The organism is Bacillus sp. B2-WWTP-C-10-Post-4 (genome assembly GCF_009183805.1).
Classification (GTDB): domain Bacteria; phylum Bacillota; class Bacilli; order Bacillales; family Bacillaceae_G; genus Bacillus_A; species Bacillus_A cereus.
The window spans coordinates 61,670-83,855 of sequence record NZ_WEII01000011.1 but is presented as its reverse complement, the minus strand read 5'-3'; the positions used below and the strand labels follow the sequence as shown (position 1 = coordinate 83,855).

Below are 22,186 nucleotides of genomic sequence, written 5' to 3'. Positions count from 1 at the left end.
GTAAAACTTCTACCTTAAATTCTGAGAATATTCAGATTATTTATTTCGATTACATCTAGTATAATTGTTTCCGTAACTAAGGGCAATACAGTAAATAATGATTTGTAGTTTTATGTAAAATCAGACTCGATATAAAATAATAACATTGGGAAAAATTTTTTTACATACAATTTATACTCTTTTCCTTATGGCAGTTTTGAAATAATATCAAAACTCTTTTTCTTTTGCGAAATAGTCGATACCTCAAAATAGCATTCTCCTAATAATTAAGATTAACCATAATCTTCACAACGGAACAAAAGATTTTCTCACAAACTTATTTTCTACTGAATTTTTGACAATCTCTTGAACTGTGCGAAATGTCACATCTGTATTTTACAACCTCTCTTATAGTAAGGGTATGTAAGAGAGACGTATTAAAGGAGTGAACAGTATGAAGAAAAAAACTTCAGCACTAATGAGACGTTTAAAATATTTTTCGCCAATAGATCGTTATAACGATAATCATACACAAGAAACATATGAAGATCGCGAATGGGAAAATGTGTACAGAAAGCGTTGGCAGCATGATAAAGTAATTCGTTCTACACACGGCGTGAACTGTACTGGTTCATGTAGCTGGAATATATATGTGAAAGATGGAATTGTAACTTGGGAAGGGCAGGAGCTTAACTATCCGACTACAGGTCCTGATATGCCAGATTTTGAACCGCGAGGATGCCCACGTGGAGCGAGTTTTTCTTGGTACATTTATAGTCCACTTCGTGTGAAATACCCGTATGTACGTGGTGTTCTTTGGAATATGTGGCAAGAAGAATTGCAAAATAACGAGTCACCATTAGAGGCTTGGAAAAGCATTGTGGAAAACCGTGAAAAGGCACGTACGTATAAGCAGGCGCGTGGTAAAGGGGGATTCATTCGTGCGAATTGGGATGAAGTGTTACAACTCGTTTCAGCTTCATTACTGTACACAGTAATGAAATACGGTCCAGACCGAAATGTTGGCTTTTCACCAATTCCAGCTATGTCGATGTTAAGTCATGCTGCTGGTAGTCGCTTTATGCAACTTATGGGTGGACCGATGCTTAGCTTCTATGATTGGTATGCGGATTTACCACCAGCTTCTCCTCAAATTTGGGGCGATCAAACAGATGTACCAGAAAGTAGTGACTGGTATAACTCTGGTTACATTATGACATGGGGTTCAAATGTACCAATGACGAGAACACCAGATGCACACTTTTTAGCAGAGGTTCGATATAAAGGAACGAAAGTCGTTTCTGTCAGTCCTGATTTCGCTGAATCAACAAAGTTTGCGGATGATTGGATTAGTGTGAAACAAGGTACAGACGGTGCACTTGCGATGGCAATGGGACACGTAATCTTACAAGAATTTTACGTGGATAATCAAGTGGAATATTTCACAAAGTATGCGAAGCAATATACTGATTTTCCTTTCTTTGTCACATTGAAACAAAAAGGAGATCAATTCGTTGCTGATCGGTTCTTAAATGCTTCTGATATTGGACGAGAAACGAAGTTAGGGGAATGGAAACCTGTTCTTTGGAACGAGAATACGAATGATTTTGCAACACCTCACGGCACAATGGGGTCACGTTGGGATAATGAAAAGAAATGGAACTTGCGTTTAGAAGATGAAGAAACAGGTGAAAAGATTGATCCACGTCTTTCTTTACTTGGAATGGAGGATAGTGTTCAAACTGTACAAATTCCGTACTTCTCTGATGATGGAAACAAAATATTAGAACGTACAATTCCAGTGAAAAAGGTTATGACAGAAGAGGGCGAATTGTTCGTTACAACTGTATACGACTTAACGTTAGCAAATTACGGTGTGAACCGAGGGCTTGGCGGACAAGAACCGAAAGACTTCAATGATGACATACCGTTTACACCTGCATGGCAAGAGAAAATGACAGGAGTAAAACGTGAGCTTATTATTCAAATCGCTCGTGAGTTCGCACAAAATGCTGTTGATACGAATGGTCGCTCAATGATAATTGTCGGAGCGGGTATTAACCATTGGTTTAACTCTGATACGATTTATCGCGCCGTTTTAAATCTTGTTCTTCTCGTTGGAGCACAAGGTGTAAACGGCGGTGGTTGGGCTCATTATGTTGGTCAAGAAAAATTAAGACCAGCAGAAGGATGGCAAACAATCGCGATGGCAAAAGATTGGCAAGGTCCACCGAAATTACAAAACGGTACATCCTTCTTCTATTTCGTAACAGATCAATGGCGTTATGAAGATACACCTGTTGGACATTTAGCGTCACCAGTTGAAGGTAACTCTCGTTATCAACATCACGGTGATTACAACGTATTAGCTGCACGACTTGGCTGGTTACCTTCTTATCCAACATTTGAGAAAAATGGAATTGAATTATATAAAGAGGCTGTTGCTGCTGGTGCAACAACGCAAGAAGAAATCGGAAAATACGTTGCACAAAAATTAAAAGAAAAAGAACTGAAATTTGCGATTGAAGATCCAGATAACAAAAACAACTTCCCGCGCAACTTATTCGTATGGCGTGCGAATTTAATTTCGAGTTCTGGTAAAGGACATGAATATTTCTTAAAACATTTATTAGGTACAACAAACGGGTTAATGAATGACGACAGTGATTCATTACGACCAGAAGAAATAAAGTGGCATGAAGAAGCGCCAGAAGGGAAGCTTGATTTACTCATTAATTTAGATTTCCGTATGGCTGGAACAGCACTGTATTCTGATATCGTCTTACCTGCTTCAACTTGGTACGAAAAACACGATTTAAGCAGTACAGATATGCATCCATTTGTACATCCATTTAATCCGGCAATCGGTTCACCGTGGGAAGCGCGCTCTGACTGGGATATTTTCACTTCTCTTTCTAAAGCAGTGTCTGATTTAGCGAAGAAAATCGATCTTGAACCAATGAAAGAAGTTGTGGCAACACCGCTTCTTCATGATACACCGCAAGAATTAGCGCAACCACTTGGCAAAATTAAAGACTGGAGTAAAGGCGAGTGTGAACCGATTCCAGGTAAAACGATGCCACAAATTCACGTTGTTGAAAGGGATTATAAAACGATTTATGACAAAATGACTGCGCTTGGACCAAATGCCGGAAAACAACCGATTGGTACGAAAGGGATCTCTTGGTCAGCAGAAAAAGAGTATGAGCAATTAAAGAGCAAATTAGGAGTCGTTCGAACGGATTCTATCGCGAAAGGTTGTCCAGACATCAAAGAAGCAATCAATGCTGCTGAAGCGGTATTAACACTATCTTCTACAACAAACGGTCATATGGCAGTAAAAGCATGGGAAGCACTTGAAAAACAAACAGATTTAAAACTACGTGATTTAGCAGAAGAACGTGAAGAAGAATGCTTTACATTCGAACAAATTACAGCACAACCGAAAACAGTAATTACTTCTCCGGCCTTTACAGGTTCAGAAAAAGGTGGACGACGTTACTCACCGTTTACAACAAATGTGGAACGTCTCATCCCTTGGAGAACGATAACTGGTCGACAATCTTTCTACTTAGACCATGACATGATGAAAGAATTTGGTGAAACGATGGCAACATTTAAACCAATTCTGCAACATAAACCGTTCCGTAAATCACGACCTGAAGTAGAAGGGAAAGAAATTACATTAAACTATTTAACACCGCATAATAAGTGGTCGATTCATAGTATGTACTTCGATTCATTACCGATGTTAACGCTATTTAGAGGTGGTCCAACTGTTTGGATGAATAAAGAGGACGCTGCTGAAGCGGGTGTTGCAGATAATGATTGGATTGAGTGCTTTAATCGTAACGGTGTTGTTGTAGCGCGTGCTGTTGTAACGCACCGTATACCGAGAGGAATGGCATTTATGCATCATGCGCAAGATCGTCACATTAACGTACCTGGTACGAAATTAACAAGTAATCGCGGGGGAACGCATAATAGTCCAACTCGAATTCACGTAAAACCGACACATATGATTGGTGGATATGGTCAATTAAGTTATGGATTTAACTATTATGGTCCAACTGGGAACCAGCGTGATTTAAATGTTGTAATTCGTAAACTGAAGGAGGTAGATTGGCTTGAAGATTAAAGCACAAGTCGGAATGGTAATGAACCTAGATAAATGCATCGGCTGTCATACTTGTAGCGTAACATGCAAAAACACCTGGACAAATCGTCCAGGTGCTGAATATATGTATTTCAATAACGTAGAAACGAAACCAGGTATTGGTTATCCGAAACAATGGGAAGATCAGGAGAAATATAAAGGCGGCTGGGAATTGAAAAATGGTGAAATTCAGCTAAAATCCGGTTCGAAAATGAAACGTCTTATGAATATTTTCCACAATCCAGATCAACCAACGATTGATGATTACTTTGAACCTTGGAACTATGATTATGAAACGTTAACAAATAGTCCGCAGCGTAAGCATCAGCCAGTTGCTCGTCCGAAATCAGCAATTACAGGCGAATTTATCGACAAAATTGAATGGGGTCCAAACTGGGAAGATGACTTAGCAGGCGGACATATAACTGGATTGCAAGATCCAAACGTAAAGAAAATGGAAGAAGAAATTAAAACAGATTTTGAAAACGTCTTTATGATGTATTTACCACGCATATGTGAACATTGTATGAATCCATCTTGCGTATCATCTTGTCCATCTGGTGCGATGTATAAGCGTGAAGAAGATGGAATTGTTCTTGTAGATCAAAATGCATGTCGCGCATGGAGATTCTGCGTATCATCTTGTCCATATAAAAAAGTGTATTTTAACTGGCAAACGAATAAAGCTGAAAAATGTACAATGTGCTTCCCACGTATTGAAGCTGGTATGCCAACAATTTGTTCAGAAACATGTGTAGGACGTATCAGGTATATTGGAGTAATGCTATATGACGCTGATAAAGTAAAAGAAGCAGCTTCTGCTGAAGACGAAAAAGATTTATATGAATCGCAGCTTACTGTTTTCCTAGATCCAAATGATCCAGAAATAGCAGCTGAAGCGAAAAAACAAGGCATTCCTGAAGAATGGATTAAAGCAGCACAACAGTCACCTATCTATAAAATGATTATCGATTGGAAAATTGCTCTGCCTCTTCACCCGGAGTATCGTACAATGCCGATGGTTTGGTATATCCCTCCGCTTAGCCCAATTATGAACATGGTGGAAGGGAAAGGTAGTAACTGGCAAGCAGAAGAGGTTTTCCCTGCAATTGATAATATGCGTATTCCAATTCAATATTTAGCGAATTTACTCACTGCAGGGGATGAATCACACATTCGTCTTACATTGAAAAAAATGGCTGTTATGCGAACATATATGAGAGCACTGCAAATTAATAAAGAGCCAAATGAAGCTGTATTAAAAGAACTTGGTTTAACGAAACAGGATGTAGAAGATATGTATCGTCTTCTTGCCATTGCGAAATATAAAGATCGCTTCGTTATTCCGACATCTCACCGTGAACAAGTGGCAGATTTATATAGCGAACAAGGAAGCTGTGGTTTATCATTCACAGGTGGTCCAGGCTCTTGTATGACAATTTCTTAAATAAAGGGGGCAGAAAATTATGAGACAAAGTTTACAAACAGCTTTTTCTTGTTCTTCTTTTCTTCTCTCCTATCCTGAACTAGGGTGGAGAGAAGCTGTAACTGAATTGCAAGAAGAGGTTGAAACAATAAAACAGGAAGACGTTAAAGCGTCACTTACAGCCTTTATAAAGCAAGTGCTAAATAAAACGAATGATCAACTCATTGATAGTTACGTATATACATTCGATTTTGGTAAGAAAACAAATATGTATCTTACTTATATGAACACTGGTGAACAAAGAGAAAGAGGTATTGAATTACTGGAGTTAAAACAGCATTATAAAAAATCTGGTTTTGAAGTAACAGATAAAGAATTACCTGATTATTTACCGCTATTGCTTGAGTTCTTTGCAAATGCAAATGAGATAGACAGTGAACCAATTATGAGTAAATACACGGAGAATATACAAGCGTTACACGTTCAATTAAAAGAAGCAGACAGTATGTATGAACCAATTCTTGCGGCTGTTCTACTCGCTATCGAAACATGGGGTGTACAGACAAATTAGAAAGGAGAGTTGTTAAAATGATGGATCAATTTCTATGGGTATTGTTTCCCTATATCATTTTTGCAATCTTTATCGGTGGACATATTTTTAGATACAACTATGATCAATTTGGATGGACATCAAAATCTAGTGAACTATTAGAAAAGAAGATGCTCCGGGTCGGGAGTCTATTATTCCACTTTGGGATCATGTTCGTAATTGGCGGTCATGTTATGGGAATTTTAATTCCAGAAGCTGTATACCGTTCAATAGGTATCTCTGAGCATATGTATCATGTAGTAGCAATTAGTTTCGGACTTCCGGCAGGTGTTGCTTCTATTATCGGTTTAATTATATTAACGTACCGCCGCGTAACTGTAAAACGTATCATTGCAACGAGTACAAAGGGAGATTATATTGCGCTTATTTTATTACTTATCGTAATGCTAGCAGGACTTTCTTCAACATTTTTAAATATCGATTCAAAAGGATTTGATTATCGTACAACGATTGGCCCTTGGTTCCGAAGTCTCTTTATTTTCCAACCGAAAGTTGAATATATGATGGAAGTACCAATATGGTTTAAAATTCACATTCTCGCAGGGATGGGGCTTTTCGCAGTGTGGCCATTTACAAGACTTGTACATGTATTTAGTGCCCCAATTAAATATGTAAGCCGTAGTTATGTGATTTACAGAAGACGTATTCCTAATGAGTTGAAAAAATAATACTGCTGTAAACGGATAGGAGCTAATGGTTAAAACGAAACGAGGTCTAATATGGAAGGCCTCGTTTTTGTTTACATAGGGAATAAACGTTAATAAGTAGTTTAAATTGAAAAAAGATTAGCATCTAAATAAGATGCTAATCAATGCTACAAACAGAAGCAGAGCAATCTTCACAAGCAATTTCACATTTTAAAAATTGTAAATCGTGGATTGTAATCTTTCCTTTATGAATTGAAATTGTACCTTGCTTTTTTAATTCATTTAACATTCGATTTACACTTTCACGTGAAGTTGCACAGAAATTAGCGAGTTCTTGATTCGTTAATGGTAAATCGATGAGAATACCATTTTCTTTTAATACACCGTAACTATTTGTCATTCGTATAAGAGTAGAGTACAGGGCACCTTTTTTGCCGTGTAATACTAAATCTCGGAACTTCGTTTGCATTCTTCTTAAATGTTCACTAATCCATTTCATAAATTCAAATACAAGAGCGGGTTTTTGGAGTAATGCTTTTTCTAACGCTTCACGTTTTATTACACCTACTTCAACATCTTCAAGACATTTTGAGTTTAATAAATATTTTGCATTATCCGTGAACAATGTTAATTCTCCAATAATGTCATATTCCGAACAAATTCGAAGTGTTAATTCTTGTCCGTCAGCACTAAGTTTACTAATTTGTACTTTTCCTGAGTGAATGATATAGAGTTCTGTTGCCTCCATACCTTCTTGAAAAATAAAACTACCTTTTTTTATCTGCATTTTATATTCAACAGATGCAAGTAATTCTTTTAAATCTTGAGATAATGTCATACTGTTTGCCACAGTGATCACCTTTCTTCTTATAAGCAATACATTTCCTATTTTGAGTGTAAGTATGATGAAAATGCAAGAGCTATTTAAAAATAAATTGAAATTTCAATGACCGTAAGGAGGAGTGGCTAAAGATGTGAACAAAATGCGAACGGATTTGTGAAAACTTTTTGAATGGGGAAAGTGATGTGAGAAAAGTCACATTGAATATGTAGCTTCTTTTTTATAATGAAGGCAAATAAAAAAATGAAAGCTTACTAAGGATTGCAGCAGAAAAGAAGGGATATAGATGCACGAGAACATGAAAGATTCTTTAAAGCGGCCACTTCAAGATTTACGCATTTCAGTTATTGATCGTTGTAATTTTAGGTGCACATATTGTATGCCTGCTGAAGTGTTCGGACCTGATTATGCTTTTTTACAGGAAGAGTGTTTATTAACATTTAATGAAATAGAAAGGTTAGCGAGATTATTTATAAGTATGGGAGTTAATAAAATTAGGCTTACTGGCGGTGAACCTTTATTGCGTAAAGACTTACCGAAATTAATTGCAAGACTTACAAATCTAGAAGGCTTAAAAGACATCGGACTCACAACAAACGGAATTCATTTAGCAAAACAAGCTAAGGCGCTAAAAGACGCGGGATTAAAACGTGTAAATATTAGTTTAGATGCGATAGAGGACCATGTCTTCAAAAAAATTAACGGAAGAAATGTAAGTACAAAACCTGTACTGAAAGGAATAGAAGCAGCAAATGCTGCTGGATTAGAAGTAAAGGTAAATATGGTCGTAAAAAAAGGGATGAATGATAGTCAAATTCTTCATATGGCTCGTTATTTTAAAGAAAAAGAAATTCAGCTCCGTTTCATTGAGTTTATGGATGTAGGTAGTACAAACGGATGGAATTTTGAAGAAGTCATTACGAAGGAACAATTAATAGAGAAAATTAATCGTGTATATCCAATTGAGCCCGCTCAGCCTCGTTATTTTGGAGAGGTTGCGAAATTGTATCGATATGTAGGGAGTAATGCAGAAGTTGGATTTATTACTTCTGTTTCTGAGTCATTTTGTTCTTCTTGTACGAGAGCTCGTATTTCGGCAGACGGCAAGTTTTTCACGTGCCTATTTGGAGCGAAAGGAACGGATTTGCGAACGCTTCTTCGAGAAAATATTTCTGATGCATCACTATTAAAAATTTTAAATGATACATGGCGATATAGAACAGATCGATATTCAGATGAAAGAACGGTTGAGAATACAAGTAAACGTCCAAAAGTTGAAATGTCTTACATTGGTGGATAGTGAAAGGAGGATTTCTTATGCAAGAGCGTTATTCAAGACAAGTGTTGTTTTCTGGAATTGGTGAAATGGGACAAAGAAAAATAAGAGAAAAGCATGTGCTCCTAATCGGTGCGGGTGCGCTAGGAGCTGCGAATGCAGAAGCACTTGCTAGGATGGGAATTGGGAAATTGACAATTGCTGATCGTGACTACGTCGAATGGAGTAATTTACAGCGGCAGCAGTTATATACAGAAGAAGATGCGCAGCAGTGTAAACCAAAAGCAATTGCAGCAGCAGAACATGTAAGAAAGATTAATTCTGAAGTGGAAATTGTACCAGTTGTAACAGATGTCACAATGCGAGAAATAGAAGAGTTAACAAAAGATGTGGATCTCATATTAGATGCGACTGACAATTTCGATACGCGTCTACTTATAAATGACATTTCACAAAAAGAAAATATACCTTGGATATATGGCGGATGCATTGGGAGTTACGGTGTAACGTATACAATTCTTCCTGGGAAAACACCATGTTTTCGCTGTCTAATGGATCATCCTATGGGCGGTGCAACATGCGATACAGCCGGAATCATTCAGCCAGCTGTACAAATGGTTGTTGCTCACCAAGTTACAGAGGCGATGAAAATATTGGTGGATGATTATGAATCATTAAGAGGGACAATGTTATCATTTGATATTTGGAACAATCAATATCTCTCATTAAAAGTAAATAGACAGAAGAAAAATACATGTCCATCTTGTGGAAATACACGCACGTATCCAAGTTTAACATTTGAAGCACAGATGAAAACGGAAGTGCTATGTGGACGGAATACGGTTCAAATCCGTCCAGGGATAAAACGTGTTCTTCATTTAGAGGAAGTTCAAAAACGATTACAAAAAAGTGTACTTGTCCAAAAAACGCCTTACTTACTATCATTTCTAATTGATGAATATCGTTTCGTTTTATTTACAGACGGTAGGGCATTTATTCATGGAACAAATGATGTGAAAATAGCAAAACGATTATACGCAAAATATATAGGATGAACAGAAAGAGAGTTGCCCCTTATTAAAACGAGGTGAAAAAAGAATGTTAGAAAAACGTATACCAATTCCAGTGGCAGAAGCAGTTGCACGTGTAATGGAATATGCTTACCAAGGTGAAATAGAAAAGGTTTCTCTTATAGAAAGCTACGGTAGAACACTTGGAGAAGATGTTATTGCAGATCATGATGTTCCGCATTTTGATCGCTCTCCGTACGACGGGTTTGCGATTCGAGCGGAAGATAAAAAAGAAGCGAGTAGTAGTAACCCCATTCAGTTTGAAGTAATTGGCGAAATTGGAGCAGGCTTTGTTTTTACAGAAGAAGTGAAAGCATTTCAAGCTGTCCGTATTATGACAGGTGCCGCAATTCCGGAAGGGTGTAATGCGGTTGTTATGTTAGAGCTAACGGAAGGATTTGAAGAAAACGAAAAGATTTATATGGTATTAAAACGCTCTTTCTCTTCTGGCGATAACATTTCTTTTAAAGGAGAAGATGTAAACCAAAATAGCATCCTTGTGAAAAAAGGGACTGTTATTAATCCTGGAGTTGCAGCGCTTCTTGCTACGTTTGGTTATAGTACGGTATATGTTGTAAAACAGCCAGTCATTGGAATTGTAACGACAGGAAGTGAACTGCTCGAAGTACATGAACAATTAAAGCCAGGGAAGATTCGAAATAGTAACTCTTATATGGTAGCTGCTCAAATTGAACGAGCAGGTGGAATTGTACAGTATTATGGGCAATTCGCTGACAATTTTGAGACGTGTTATAACACTGTAAAAAAAGCGATAAAAGAAGTTGATATATTAATTACAACTGGTGGCGTTTCAGTAGGAGACTATGATTATTTACCGGCTATTTATGAGAGATTACAAGCTAATGTACTTTTTAACAAAATAGCGATGCGACCAGGAAGTGTGACAACTGTAGCTGAGTTAGAGGGAAAACTATTATTTGGTCTATCTGGTAATCCTTCTGCTTGTTATGTCGGATGTGAATTGTTTGTTCGACCTGTCATTGGAACATACTTGCATAGGAAAGATCCGCACATATATCGTGCAGAGGCAATATTACAGAAAGACATTTCGAAAGCAAATCCGTTTACTCGTTTTGTAAGAGGGAGAGTGGAATTTGTAGATGGTCAATTACAAGTTACACCAGTTGGTTTAGATAAATCTAGTGCAATTTCTTCACTTGCAGAGGCGAACGCATTTATCGTCCTGCCAGGAGGAACGAGAGGATTTGAAGCAGGAATAACTGTTTCGGTACTGTTATTAGAATCAAACGCTGGAAGTGAGTGGCCGTGGGAAGAACCACTTCGATCATACAAATAATAGAAAAATAGATTACTAACTTATACAAAGATAAGAGGTGCAAAATGATACAAACGTATTATGAAGTAATTGATACACCTATTTCAATTGAGGAAGTTACAAACAAAGTAATTCGTCGTGAGTGCGGCGCAGTTACTACTTTCGTTGGTACTGTTAGAGAATTTACGAAAGGGCGTCGTACGCTACATTTAGAGTATGTAGCATATAAAACAATGGCAGAAAAACAACTTGAGAGAATTGGTACTGAAGTAGGAGAGAGGTGGCCTGGGACATTTGTCGCCATTACACATCGCATTGGTACATTACAAATTTCTGATCTTGCTGTTGTCGTCGCTGTTTCTACACCACACCGGAAAGCTGCATATGAGGCGAACGAATATATTATGGAGCGTATAAAACAAATCGTTCCAATTTGGAAGAAAGAATTTTGGGAAGATGGTGAATCATGGATTGGTGATCAGTTAGAGAATGTAGCATATGAGAATGGTGAGCCTGAAGAGGAGATGAGAATATGATTGAAGTACTATTATTTGCACATTTACAAGAAGAAGTAAGTAAGCCAGCATTACAAATCGATTGTGAAAATATTACAGTTGCTGAACTAAAGAAGGTACTCATTAAGAAATACAACGTAGCGATTTCAAATGAAATCATGGTAGCTATAAATGAAGAGTATGCAAATGAGGATGACATCATTCAAACTGGCGATGTCATAGCGATAATTCCGCCAGTAAGTGGTGGTTGATTCTTTTCGACTTAATCATGTTACGACGTGATTAGGCTGGAGAGAATGAATATAAATATGCATACATAGGAGGGAACAGGATGAAAAGTCCTAATTTTCAATTAAGTTTACAAACTTCTAATCTAATTATAGGTTTTATGGTATGGGTCATTTTATCATCATTAATGCCTTATATTAAAGTGGATATCCCATTAACTGCGGGGCAAATTTCTATGGTCACAGCAGTACCCGTTATTTTAGGTTCTGTTCTTCGCATTCCAATTGGTTATTGGACAAATCGTTTCGGAGCAAGAAGATTATTCTTTATTAGTTTTATTCTATTATTACTTCCTGTCTTTTATATTAGTGTTGCCAATTCTATGATGGATTTAATTATTGGTGGATTATTTGTAGGAATCGGTGGTGCTGTATTCTCTGTAGGAGTAACTTCTTTACCAAAATACTTTCCGAAAGAGAGTCATGGTTTTGTAAATGGTATTTACGGTGTCGGTAACGCCGGAACAGCAATTACTTCATTTTTAGCGCCTGTTATCGCAACTTCAGTTGGCTGGAGAACGACAGTACAATGTTATTTAGTTTTACTTGCAGCATTTGCACTTATGAACTTTTTATTAGGTGATCGTAAGGAGAAAAAGGTGAATACACCATTAATGGAACAAATAAAAGGTGTATATAAAAATGAGAAACTTTGGTTTTTATGTATCTTTTACTTTTTAACATTCGGATCATTCGTCGCATTTACAGTATACTTACCAAACTTTTTAGTATCTCACTTCGGATTAGAGAAAGTAGATGCTGGTATGCGAACTGCAGGATTCATCGTACTCGCAACAATTATGCGTCCGATTGGTGGTTGGCTCGGCGATAAGTTTAATCCATTTAAAATATTAATCTTCGTATTTATCGGTTTAACACTTTCAGGTATTATTTTATCATTCATGCCTAGTATGAACGTGTATACATTTGGTTGCTTACTAGTCGCATTTTGTGCAGGCATTGGTAATGGTACAATCTTTAAACTCGTTCCAATGTACTTCTCAGAACAAGCAGGTATTGTAAATGGACTCGTTTCAGCTTTAGGCGGACTAGGAGGGTTCTTCCCGCCCCTAATTTTAACATTACTATTCCAACTAACAGGCCATTATGCAATTGGATTTATGGCATTATCAGAAGTCGCACTTGCTTGTTTAATCATTACAGTGTGGATGTATAGTCAAGAAAAGCTGTTAGTGATGTTAAAAAATCATTAATAAGGAAAAAGAACCATCCCAAAGTATTTTGGGATGGTTCTTTTAGTAATAGGCTTCAACATGTTTTTATTGATCTCTCAATAAACGCTTATTTTCTATAAGAATGTGCTTTTAAAATGAAGATGTCAAAAGTTATTCAATTAAAGGGCAGATTAGTTAAGGAAATCTTAAATCTATTCTAAAGATCGAACTCATTTTTAGAATGCAAATATTTAATTGAATCGGGATGTTTAGATGAAAAAAATATAAGTCCACTCAAGATAAACAAGTATCAGGTGTGTTAGGTAGTTTAAGCGACAAGTATAGGATTGATGCAAGTATCCTTCGCATAGTAACTGCATTATCAGATTTTTTTAGGGCCAAATTTTTTGGTAAGGTTAATGGATATTGTGAAAAAGTATACTTAAAATAAAGAAGATAGTTTAGGTCAATAAGATAAAATTATGAATTTGTATAAATAATCCATAATTTTCTTTATGATTTATATTTGGTATGTTAAAGAAAAGAGAGGAGAGGGAAATGAAATAAGAATTTTTGATGCACATTTTCATATTATTGGTTTAAGTTTTTCTGATTATTGAGAATTGAAGGGGTTTTCCGACTGATTAAATGTGATTCATATTTAGTAAAGTGTTTAATCCAACTAAAATATATTTAGAATGAGGTTTTACATGTTTGTTTTTATTATACTAGACGTAATATTACCAATATTAATATTAATGCTAATTGGTGCAATATTACAAAGAAAGTTCCAATTTAACTTAAAGCAGCTTTCTACACTTATTACTTATTGCTTAATGCCAGCGGCTGTATTTGTGAATATATATGATATTAGTATAGAGACAGGTTTGTTGCTCCAAATAATATACTATTTAATGCTTTATAGTCTGAGTCTGATCATAGTAAGTCATTTCATTTCAAAAACATTAAAGTTAGAAAAAGGAGAAAGTGCAGCTCTAAAAAATAGCATTTCGTTAATGAATTCCGGTAATTATGGGTTACCAGTAAGTCAATTGATTTTCAGTCACAATCCAGTGGGGGTTTCCATTCAGATTTTTATTGTGATTTTCCAGAATCTTTTAACTTATTCATATGGGATATATAACTTACTATCAGCAACAAAAACAATCGGAGGTATTATTCAATCATTTCTAAGACTGCCTGTATTTCATGCGCTCGTATTAGGGGTTCTCTTTCAATCTTTTAAAATTCAAATACCTAATTCTATCTTGCTACCTCTTAATCAGCTTGCGAATGGTTTTGTTGCAATAGCACTCATATTGCTAGGGGCGCAATTATCCAACATTAAACTTAATTTTTTCCATCGAGTCATAACATGGGCTTTAATTGGAAGGTTACTGATGGGACCATTATTAGCACTTGCTGTAATATACATACTAAACATCGATGGTATTGTTGCACAATCGTTATTTATTGCAAGTTCTTTTCCTACTTCAAGAAATACATCAACCATTGCTATGGAATATCAAATAGAGCCTGAATTACATGCACAAATCGTTTTATTTTCAACAATTTTCAGCATTATTACAGTAACTGTCGTTATTTATTTATCATATATTTTGTTTTGAATATACGTGCAAAAACGAAAAGATTTGAGGCGGTAAATGATGGACAGAAGTCCTATAGATATGAGAAGAAAGCAGTCTTTCATATATTGGGTGTCGTTTACAATTGTACCATGTTTCAAAATCTAGTGATTTAATTCAAAAAAAGAAACTTATTAGGGTTTATTTCGTATGGAAATCTTTAAAGTATTTACATATAGACTTGCGAAAAAAAGACACAATCTCGCTTATAATTAAAGTTATATGAGCTTAGGGTGATAGCGATGGGGTGGGAGTGTCAAGTAAGAATTTTATGCATAATTGCCACTAAGGGAGATGATTAAAAGTTGAGTAAACAGAATATCAGCACAATAGTTTCAGGAGATTTGATTGTTACCCATCTAATTGGCCAGATTAATACAGAGGATGTGTATGAATGGTTTAATGATTTTGAGCAGGTTTGTCAGCAATTTATTTCTGAGGGTCGGAAATACAAAGTGTTGGTGGATAGAAAAGGGTATACCCCAAATCATTTTTCTGTTCAAAAAGTATGGAAAGATAAGTTCTTCAATGAAACCATTTTGAATCATAGTAAGGCAATTGCATTTCTTCTTGAAGAAGGAGAGATACTGAAGTATTTACAACAATCCAATACAAAAGAATCCGTGGAGTTTTTTGATGATTATGAACAAGCGCTAATTTGGTTGAATGAATATCCAATATAAAAACTGAATAGAAAGAGTTGCTCGTAATGTTACACTTGTCATGAAATTTATTTGTTTACAAGTTGCAAACACCATTTATTTTCTTCATAGATTGCTTGTGAAATAAAAGAACGGAACTACAACAAAAAGAACAAACGTCCCCTAAAAAACGTTTGTCCAAAGGTAATTACTATTTTAACTAAGAAATAGATTACAATTTATGTGTACGAGAAATCTTTTTTATAAGTTTAGGCAATATAGATGTTAGTTCTTGCTTCAAACGCTTCGTAAATGATGGATCTTTACCAGAAGTTGAAATAGTGACAACATATTCATTATTTCTTATAACGCCAGGTGTGTGAAAAGATGATTCTGTACCATCACTTACAACGTTAACCCACTGGAAATCATGAGCGGCCTGTTTGACCATCATATTTACAGCGTGTTGATTTGTAGCTGCATAAATAAGGTGAGCATCTTTAATATCATCATTACTAAAAGCTTTTTGCTTCCAAGTAATATAAGAAAGTTCCTTCATTTCCTCGCAAATTTCTGGGCTGACAACAGTGACGAAAGCGCCTGTATCTTTTAATCCAGACGCTTTTCGATATGCAATTTTACCTCCACCAATGATAACAACGACTTTATTTTGTAGATTAAACATAAGAGGGTACATGTTATACATATATGCATTCCTCCATTCGTTCTAACAATGTTAGTTTCATATATGTATCAAACTGAAGACAGTTACAAGTCGTAACATGATTATATTTTTTTGTATGCAATTCAATTTTTTGAAGTAATAATCCGGTAAAGAGAAGGTATGGCATGACATATACATGGGACGCAGTCGATGTTATATCCTTGAGCTCGGCAGTAAAAGAGGGAGTTCCTTTCGTTAAAAAGGAACAGGATACTGGCATACCAAGTTTTCGTTCGACAGCTGCTCCGATTAGTTGTAACTCATGTATCGGTTGTGTATCACTACTGCCTCGTCCTACGAGTAAAATACTACTATTTTGCATTGGCATAGCTTCACGTATTCTTTTCACTACAAGTTCCACCATATGTGGATGTGTACTAAAAGGAGGTACAACTGAAAATGTTATTTGTGGATATTTCTTTTGTAGTTGTTCTATTTCAAAAGGAATATCACGTTTATAGTGAGCTGCTGCAAATAATAAAACAGGTACAATCATTATTTCAGTTACTCCCTCTATTATCGTTTCTGTAACTGCATCCGAAATAGTAGGTGTCGTTAGTTCTAGAAAAGCTATTTTTTGAATTCTTTCGTTTCGCTCTTTCATAACAGATTGAATAAATTGAATGAATTGTTCATTACCTTCTTGTAGCCGGCTCCCATGTCCAACATATACAATTCCTTTCATTGTCTCACCATGTCTTTCTTCATAAGAGTTTCTTGTAATTGATGATCTACGTTATGAAACCCAACTTTATTTGCATAGTATAAAGTTGGAACGTCGGTATACGAGAATGGGAGAGTAAGAATATTGATAAAGCCAAGGCGTTTTATTTCTGCTAGAAACGTATCAATAGAAGCACGACCTTCAAATACAATGCTATCCCATGAGAATTCAGAAAGCATACGTGAATGAATTTCATCGAAGCGATGATCAATTGTGTACTCATGAGTCATCATATAGGAACCAGCACCAATTTTTTCTTGTATAAAAGCAATTCGGTTAATGTTTCGTCCTAAATAAACTGTTGTATTGGAAGAGAACTCTGCTTGTTTACTTAGTAGCCCATATTGCATAAGTTTTTCTTGAGTGGCAACGTTCATATGTTGTAGTTGCGCTTGTAAAGAACGAATATCTTTTTGGTGTTTACTACATGATTGCATCAATATTTCTACACTTTCAGCTGAACAAAAAACAAGACGATTAACGTTAAAAATTTCATTGATTTGTTCAAGTGTTAATATGTATTCTACCTTTTTGAAAGTAGGAATTTGATATATTTCTGCACCGGCTTCTTGTAACTTTTGCTTCATTGAACTTGTTTTATTCGTTGCAGATGCAAATAAAACTTTTTTCTCGTGTAATGGTTTACGTTCTTTCCAAGCGATCTGATCCCGTAAGGAAACGACATCACCAATAATTGTCATAGAAGGATTAGAAATATTTTCGTTTTTGACAATAGAAACAATGGTAGACAGTGTCCCTGTGACAACGCGCTGTTTACCAGTTGTACCCCATTCAATGACTGCTACTGGCGTATCTTCTTTTTTTTCTGCTTGTAGTAAGTTTTCACAAATTGTAGGTAAGTTTTCTATACCCATGTAGTAGGCAATTGTGTCGCTATTGTGAGATGAATTATATTTTCCATGGTCGGTTAAAGGACCTTTTGCATGTCCGGTTAATAAAGTGACGCTATTACTGTAGTCACGGTGGGTGAGGGGAATACCTGCATAGATACTAGCGGCGATGCTAGATGTAATACCTGGTACAATTTCATATGGAATATTTGCTGATGCTAAAGTCTCTGCTTCTTCACCAACACGGCCAAAAATAGATGGATCTCCGCCTTTTAAGCGGACTACGATTTTTCCCTCTTTCGCAAATTGAAGGAGGTGTGCGTTAATCATTTCTTGACGCATAGTATGATTCTTTGGCATTTTTCCGCAATAAATAAGTTCACATGTTTCTTTTGTATAATTAAGAAAGGAAGGGTTTAATAAGCGGTCATATAAGACGATATCTGCACGATTTAAGCACTCTATCGCTTTTTTTGTAATAAGCCCTTCATCACCTGGTCCTGCACCAACTAAATATACATATCCGTTCATATTCGCACCTCGTCTATTTTTATTTAAAAGGAAGCCAGGGGAGGCTTCCTTTTGTAAATTACATGTATATATAAATATCTCCGTCAATAACTTCTACTTCATACGTTTGAATACAACCATCATCAGGTTTTTGAACTTCACCTGTTAGTAGTGAAATTTTCCAATCATGTAGTGGACAAAAGACGAATTCTCCAGATACAATACCTTCCGCTAATGGCCCGTTTTTATGAGGACAACGATTTTCTACAGCTTGAATATCGCCATTTGAAAGGCGGAATAGGGCGATAGACATACCTTTCATTTGTACCTCTTTACCGATTTGAATAGGAAGGTCTTCTGCACGCATAACTTTTATTTTTTCTTTCGTTTGTATCATATAGATCACAGCTCCTTATTTCACAGTTTCTACTTCATACATCGCTTTTAATGATTTCGTTTCTAGTGCTTGTCCCCATGCTTCTTTATATGTGTCACGAGCTTTTTGGAAACGTTCATTTAACTTAGTGACCATATTTGCATCTTGCAGTATTTCCTTTATGTGATCGAAGCCTAATCGTTCTGTCCAGTAGGCAGTACGCTCTCCATAAATACCAGTTTCACGATAATACTGCATGTAAGCTGTAGCGATGCGAAGGACATCATCTTCAGTAGGGACAATCATTACAAAATCAGCTTCGCGTACTTCCGTACCACCATTTCCGCCAATATAAAGTTGGTATCCATTTTCGACACAAACAACGCCAAAATCTTTCGTCAGTACTTCCGCACAGTTACGCGGACAGCCCGTTACACCCATCTTCATTTTATGAGGTGTATCTACCATTTCTAATGATTGTTCAAGCAACATACCAAGTCCTAATGAATCTTTCGTACCGAAACGGCAGAAACGAGAGCCAACACATGATTTTACATTACGAAGAGATTTTGAATACGCATATCCAGAAGCCATATTTAATTCAGCCCATACGTTAGGTAAATCTTGTTTCTTAACACCGTATAAGCCAATTCGGCTCGCACCTGTAATTTTCACAAGTGGAACATCGTACTTTTTCGCAACTTCAGCAATTTTCATTAAATCATCTGCTGTTGTAACGCCTCCGTACATACGTGGAATAACAGAGAAGGTACCATCGTGCTGGATGTTACCATTCATTCTTTCATTCACAAAACGGGATGATTTATCATCTTCATATTCTTCTGGAATCGCCATACGTAAATAGTAGTTTAAAGCAGGACGACATTTCGAACATCCATCTTCATGTACAAAACCAAGAACGTTTCGTACTTCTTTTGGAGATTTTAAACTTTTCTCATGAATGGCCGCTACGACTTCATCACGTGATAAAGGTGTACATCCGCACATACCGGTAGACTGTGCAGAAGCATCAAAAGCATCTCCAAGTGTATGAGATAAAACTTGTTCTACAAGCGGACGACATTTACCACAAGACCCTGCGGCTTTCGTACAGGCTTTAACTTCTTCAAAAGTCTTTAACTCCTGTTCTAAAATGGCGTGAACGATTGTGCCTTTCGTAACACCATTACATCCGCAAATTGTGTCATCCGCACTCATAGTAGCAACGTCAAGTTCACATTCTTCACCAGCTTTGTGAAGAATGGAAGCTGGTGTATATTCTTGTATATCTTCTTCTTTCTTTAACATGCTAAAGAGGCGGGTACCGTCAGCTGTATCACCGTATAAAACGATACCGACGACTTTATTATCACGAATTAATACTTTTTTATAGGAACGTTTACATTCATTAAAGATGGATATTGCTTTCGTTTGATCATCTTCATAAATTTGGCCAGCAGAGAATAAATCACAACCAGCAACTTTTAATTGTGTACCGACGATACTGCCCGAATATCCATCAGTTTGTAAATTTGTTATATGTTTTGCTAATATCGCACCTTGTTCATAAAGAGGAGCAACAAGTCCATATGCGATACCGTCATGCTCTGCACATTCTCCAACTGCATAAATGGACTCATCATTTGTTAGCATATAGTCATTGACTACAATACCGCGATTTACAATTAGACCAGCATCTTTTGCTATTTGCGTATTTGGGCGTATACCGACAGCCATTACGATTAAATCACAATCTACAACTTCACCATCTTCAAATTGAATGCCCTCAACATGGTCTGTACCAAGAATTTTTACAGTTTTCTTTTCCATTAAAAACTTCATGCCTTGTGCTTCTAAATCTTCACGCAGAAGAGCAGCTGCTTTCGTATCTAGTTGTTGCTCCATTAAGCTAGGCATTAAATGAACAACATGTACGTCCATTCCTAAATCAATTAGACCTCTTGCGGCTTCTAAACCGAGTAACCCGCCACCAATGACAACGGCCTTTTTCTTTTCTTTAGCGGTATCTATCATAAATTGTGTATCTTCAATAGTTCGAAATCCTGTTACACCAGAAAGTGCGGAACCTTCAACAGGTAAAATAAAAGCACTAGAACCTGTTGCGATAATGAGCTTGTCGTATGTAAGAGTCCGCTTCTTTTCTGTAATAATAATTTTTTCTTCTCGGTTAATACTTTGAACTCTTTCATTCGTATACAAAGTTATTTCGTTTTCTTCATACCAACTGTATTCATTCATAATGATATCTTGCATATTTGTTTTGCCTTGTAAAACATGAGAGAGCATAATGCGGTTGTAGTTTGGATGCGGTTCATCTCCAAAAATAGTAATCTCATATGAATCACTATCATGTTTTAAGATTTCTTCCATACAGCGAATGCCAGCCATACCATTCCCGATCATAACTAAACGTTTTTTCATTTTCGTTTCCCCTTTTTATGTGAAATATTGAACAAAGGATTATATTTTTATTATAGAAAATCAAATAAGGGGGAGATGTGATATTTATCACATTTTTATAATGATTCACAAATTGTTAAAATTCGGTTTTATGTGAAGGGGATGTGAATATTTTTCGCGAAACGAAAAAGCAGGCCATAAGTATTTACACTCATGTCCTGCACTTGATTTATGCTTTCGTAATGGCACGCGGAAATAAAATATTATTTTCTAAATGAATATGCTCAAATAAATCAGACTCTAGCGCTTCGAGGCGTTGGTAAACAAGTCGATAAGTACCGCAAGCACCTTCTGGAGGAGTAAAGTCATTTGTCACTTTACGAAGTTCTTTTATAATATTTCCAGCATGATTGTGCTCATTTTCTAGTTCATTTACTACTTTACGTAACTTAGCATAGTTTTCATTAGTTGGATTTTGTTCAAATTCTAAAATTAATGGAAAATCTTCCATTTCTTCTTTAATTAAATGCTGTTCTAATTCCATTTTAAGTTCATGAAATAGCTTATGAATTTGAGCTAAATGAGGCTGACTTGCCCCATGAACACGTAATACTTTTGTCACATATGGACTTAACTGTGGTAATTCTTCATTTAAATAGCGGTGATGCTTATTTATAACATAATCAATCAATTCACGATAAGAAGCATTTTTCCAATCAATTTCCGATTCATTTAATCGTTTCGTATTATGATAAAGCGTATTTAACTCTGTAAGCACTTCAGTAGCTGATAAATTTCTTTCATGAATTGCATCAATAAGTGGCTTATTACCGCCACAACAAAAATCTATTCTATATGATTTAAAAAGATCACTAGCTTTCGGAAATTGTGTAACAATCTCACCAACAATTGAAGTTTCAGTAAATGTATGTTCCATATGAATGCCTCCATAAAGTTTTAATGTAATATCTAAATTAAGAATAGCGATAAATTAAAATCTATGTAGTGATTGAA

General features: G+C 36.1%; 19 protein-coding genes and 1 pseudogene. 13 read left to right on the top strand and 7 right to left on the bottom strand.

The window, feature by feature from the left end:
• Nucleotides 1–433 precede the first annotated feature (433 nt).
• Genes GBN78_RS08150 through narI form a run of 4 tightly spaced genes read left to right on the top strand, consistent with a single transcriptional unit; the run spans nt 434 to nt 6,839 of the window.
• A complete protein-coding gene (locus tag GBN78_RS08150; protein WP_065223588.1) occupies nt 434–4,117 on the top strand; it encodes a nitrate reductase subunit alpha in 3,684 nt (1,227 codons plus the stop codon).
• Nucleotides 4,107–5,582: a nitrate reductase subunit beta gene (narH, locus tag GBN78_RS08145; protein WP_152127168.1), complete on the top strand. Its 1,476-nt coding sequence runs from the start codon at nt 4,107–4,109 to the stop codon at nt 5,580–5,582. The genes GBN78_RS08150 and narH overlap by 11 nt, the downstream gene beginning before the upstream one ends.
• 19 nt (nt 5,583–5,601) lie before the next feature.
• Entirely contained in the window at nt 5,602–6,132 is a 531-nt protein-coding gene (gene narJ / locus GBN78_RS08140) for a nitrate reductase molybdenum cofactor assembly chaperone (RefSeq protein ID WP_001249925.1), read from the top strand.
• Nucleotides 6,133–6,149: 17 nt separating this feature from the next.
• Nucleotides 6,150–6,839, top strand: a complete 690-nt coding sequence (narI, locus tag GBN78_RS08135; RefSeq protein ID WP_000969225.1) for a respiratory nitrate reductase subunit gamma — start codon at nt 6,150–6,152, stop codon at nt 6,837–6,839.
• A gap of 136 nt (nt 6,840–6,975) precedes the next feature.
• Here narI and GBN78_RS08130 read toward each other — a convergent pair whose 3' ends face one another.
• Nucleotides 6,976–7,668, bottom strand: a complete 693-nt coding sequence (locus GBN78_RS08130; protein ID WP_000013866.1) for a Crp/Fnr family transcriptional regulator — start codon at nt 7,666–7,668, stop codon at nt 6,976–6,978.
• A gap of 277 nt (nt 7,669–7,945) precedes the next feature.
• Here GBN78_RS08130 and moaA point away from each other — a divergent pair, with 277 nt between their 5' ends.
• The 9 genes and pseudogenes from moaA to GBN78_RS08085 all read left to right on the top strand — a co-directional run bounded on the left by moaA (nt 7,946) and on the right by GBN78_RS08085 (nt 15,608).
• Complete coding sequence (gene moaA, locus GBN78_RS08125) at nt 7,946–8,959, top strand: GTP 3',8-cyclase MoaA (RefSeq protein ID WP_000545029.1); 1,014 nt, start codon at nt 7,946–7,948, stop codon at nt 8,957–8,959.
• A 17-nt stretch (nt 8,960–8,976) separates the two neighbouring features.
• The gene (locus tag GBN78_RS08120) at nt 8,977–9,990 is read left to right on the top strand and encodes a molybdopterin-synthase adenylyltransferase MoeB (RefSeq protein ID WP_001158128.1); all 1,014 of its coding nucleotides are present in this window, start codon (nt 8,977–8,979) and stop codon (nt 9,988–9,990) included.
• A 43-nt stretch (nt 9,991–10,033) separates the two neighbouring features.
• Nucleotides 10,034–11,323: a molybdopterin molybdotransferase MoeA gene (locus GBN78_RS08115; protein ID WP_071732580.1), complete on the top strand. Its 1,290-nt coding sequence runs from the start codon at nt 10,034–10,036 to the stop codon at nt 11,321–11,323.
• Between the two features lie 44 nt (nt 11,324–11,367).
• Nucleotides 11,368–11,838: a molybdenum cofactor biosynthesis protein MoaE gene (locus tag GBN78_RS08110; RefSeq protein ID WP_000616829.1), complete on the top strand. Its 471-nt coding sequence runs from the start codon at nt 11,368–11,370 to the stop codon at nt 11,836–11,838.
• The gene (gene moaD / locus GBN78_RS08105) at nt 11,835–12,068 is read left to right on the top strand and encodes a molybdopterin converting factor subunit 1 (protein ID WP_000573681.1); all 234 of its coding nucleotides are present in this window, start codon (nt 11,835–11,837) and stop codon (nt 12,066–12,068) included. The genes GBN78_RS08110 and moaD overlap by 4 nt, the downstream gene beginning before the upstream one ends.
• A gap of 80 nt (nt 12,069–12,148) precedes the next feature.
• The gene (narK, locus tag GBN78_RS08100) at nt 12,149–13,318 is read left to right on the top strand and encodes a nitrate transporter NarK (protein WP_152127166.1); all 1,170 of its coding nucleotides are present in this window, start codon (nt 12,149–12,151) and stop codon (nt 13,316–13,318) included.
• Nucleotides 13,319–13,556: 238 nt separating this feature from the next.
• Nucleotides 13,557–13,685: pseudogene (locus tag GBN78_RS30980) on the top strand (PspC domain-containing protein); the annotation flags it as partial.
• Nucleotides 13,686–13,989: 304 nt separating this feature from the next.
• Nucleotides 13,990–14,907 carry an AEC family transporter gene (locus GBN78_RS08090; RefSeq protein ID WP_000497508.1) on the top strand — a complete coding sequence of 306 codons (918 nt, stop codon included), beginning with the start codon at nt 13,990–13,992 and terminating at the stop codon, nt 14,905–14,907.
• A gap of 323 nt (nt 14,908–15,230) precedes the next feature.
• A complete protein-coding gene (locus GBN78_RS08085; RefSeq protein WP_000043364.1) occupies nt 15,231–15,608 on the top strand; it encodes an STAS/SEC14 domain-containing protein in 378 nt (125 codons plus the stop codon).
• A 190-nt stretch (nt 15,609–15,798) separates the two neighbouring features.
• Here GBN78_RS08085 and GBN78_RS08080 read toward each other — a convergent pair whose 3' ends face one another.
• From GBN78_RS08080 to ric, 6 genes are all read right to left on the bottom strand, one after another.
• A complete protein-coding gene (locus GBN78_RS08080) occupies nt 15,799–16,272 on the bottom strand; it encodes a precorrin-2 dehydrogenase (RefSeq protein WP_000282595.1) in 474 nt (157 codons plus the stop codon).
• Entirely contained in the window at nt 16,265–16,975 is a 711-nt protein-coding gene (locus GBN78_RS08075; protein ID WP_000676474.1) for a sirohydrochlorin chelatase, read from the bottom strand. The genes GBN78_RS08080 and GBN78_RS08075 overlap by 8 nt, the downstream gene beginning before the upstream one ends.
• Entirely contained in the window at nt 16,972–18,396 is a 1,425-nt protein-coding gene (locus GBN78_RS08070) for a uroporphyrin-III C-methyltransferase (protein ID WP_152127164.1), read from the bottom strand. Before GBN78_RS08070 ends, GBN78_RS08075 begins: the two co-directional genes overlap by 4 nt.
• Nucleotides 18,397–18,454: 58 nt before the next feature.
• Nucleotides 18,455–18,772, bottom strand: coding sequence for a nitrite reductase small subunit NirD (nirD, locus tag GBN78_RS08065; protein ID WP_000616684.1), 318 nt, complete (start codon nt 18,770–18,772; stop codon nt 18,455–18,457).
• Between the two features lie 15 nt (nt 18,773–18,787).
• The gene (nirB, locus tag GBN78_RS08060) at nt 18,788–21,193 is read right to left on the bottom strand and encodes an NADPH-nitrite reductase large subunit (RefSeq protein ID WP_071732582.1); all 2,406 of its coding nucleotides are present in this window, start codon (nt 21,191–21,193) and stop codon (nt 18,788–18,790) included.
• Nucleotides 21,194–21,401: 208 nt separating this feature from the next.
• Nucleotides 21,402–22,109, bottom strand: coding sequence for an iron-sulfur cluster repair di-iron protein (gene ric / locus GBN78_RS08055; RefSeq protein ID WP_000401361.1), 708 nt, complete (start codon nt 22,107–22,109; stop codon nt 21,402–21,404).
• Nucleotides 22,110–22,186 lie beyond the last annotated feature (77 nt).

What these genes read in the sequence shown, in the direction of transcription:
- GBN78_RS08150 (WP_065223588.1), top strand. Translation starts at nt 434, where the DNA reads ATGAAGAAAAAAACTTCAGCACTAATGAGACGTTTAAAATATTTTTCG.
- narJ (WP_001249925.1), top strand. Translation starts at nt 5,602, where the DNA reads ATGAGACAAAGTTTACAAACAGCTTTTTCTTGTTCTTCTTTTCTTCTC.
- narI (WP_000969225.1), top strand. Translation starts at nt 6,150, where the DNA reads ATGATGGATCAATTTCTATGGGTATTGTTTCCCTATATCATTTTTGCA.
- moaA (WP_000545029.1), top strand. Translation starts at nt 7,946, where the DNA reads ATGCACGAGAACATGAAAGATTCTTTAAAGCGGCCACTTCAAGATTTA.
- GBN78_RS08120 (WP_001158128.1), top strand. Translation starts at nt 8,977, where the DNA reads ATGCAAGAGCGTTATTCAAGACAAGTGTTGTTTTCTGGAATTGGTGAA.
- GBN78_RS08115 (WP_071732580.1), top strand. Translation starts at nt 10,034, where the DNA reads ATGTTAGAAAAACGTATACCAATTCCAGTGGCAGAAGCAGTTGCACGT.
- GBN78_RS08110 (WP_000616829.1), top strand. Translation starts at nt 11,368, where the DNA reads ATGATACAAACGTATTATGAAGTAATTGATACACCTATTTCAATTGAG.
- moaD (WP_000573681.1), top strand. Translation starts at nt 11,835, where the DNA reads ATGATTGAAGTACTATTATTTGCACATTTACAAGAAGAAGTAAGTAAG.
- narK (WP_152127166.1), top strand. Translation starts at nt 12,149, where the DNA reads ATGAAAAGTCCTAATTTTCAATTAAGTTTACAAACTTCTAATCTAATT.
- GBN78_RS08090 (WP_000497508.1), top strand. Translation starts at nt 13,990, where the DNA reads ATGTTTGTTTTTATTATACTAGACGTAATATTACCAATATTAATATTA.
- GBN78_RS08080 (WP_000282595.1), bottom strand. Translation starts at nt 16,272, where the DNA reads ATGTATAACATGTACCCTCTTATGTTTAATCTACAAAATAAAGTCGTT.
- GBN78_RS08075 (WP_000676474.1), bottom strand. Translation starts at nt 16,975, where the DNA reads ATGAAAGGAATTGTATATGTTGGACATGGGAGCCGGCTACAAGAAGGT.
- GBN78_RS08070 (WP_152127164.1), bottom strand. Translation starts at nt 18,396, where the DNA reads ATGAACGGATATGTATATTTAGTTGGTGCAGGACCAGGTGATGAAGGG.
- nirD (WP_000616684.1), bottom strand. Translation starts at nt 18,772, where the DNA reads ATGATACAAACGAAAGAAAAAATAAAAGTTATGCGTGCAGAAGACCTT.
- nirB (WP_071732582.1), bottom strand. Translation starts at nt 21,193, where the DNA reads ATGAAAAAACGTTTAGTTATGATCGGGAATGGTATGGCTGGCATTCGC.
- ric (WP_000401361.1), bottom strand. Translation starts at nt 22,109, where the DNA reads ATGGAACATACATTTACTGAAACTTCAATTGTTGGTGAGATTGTTACA.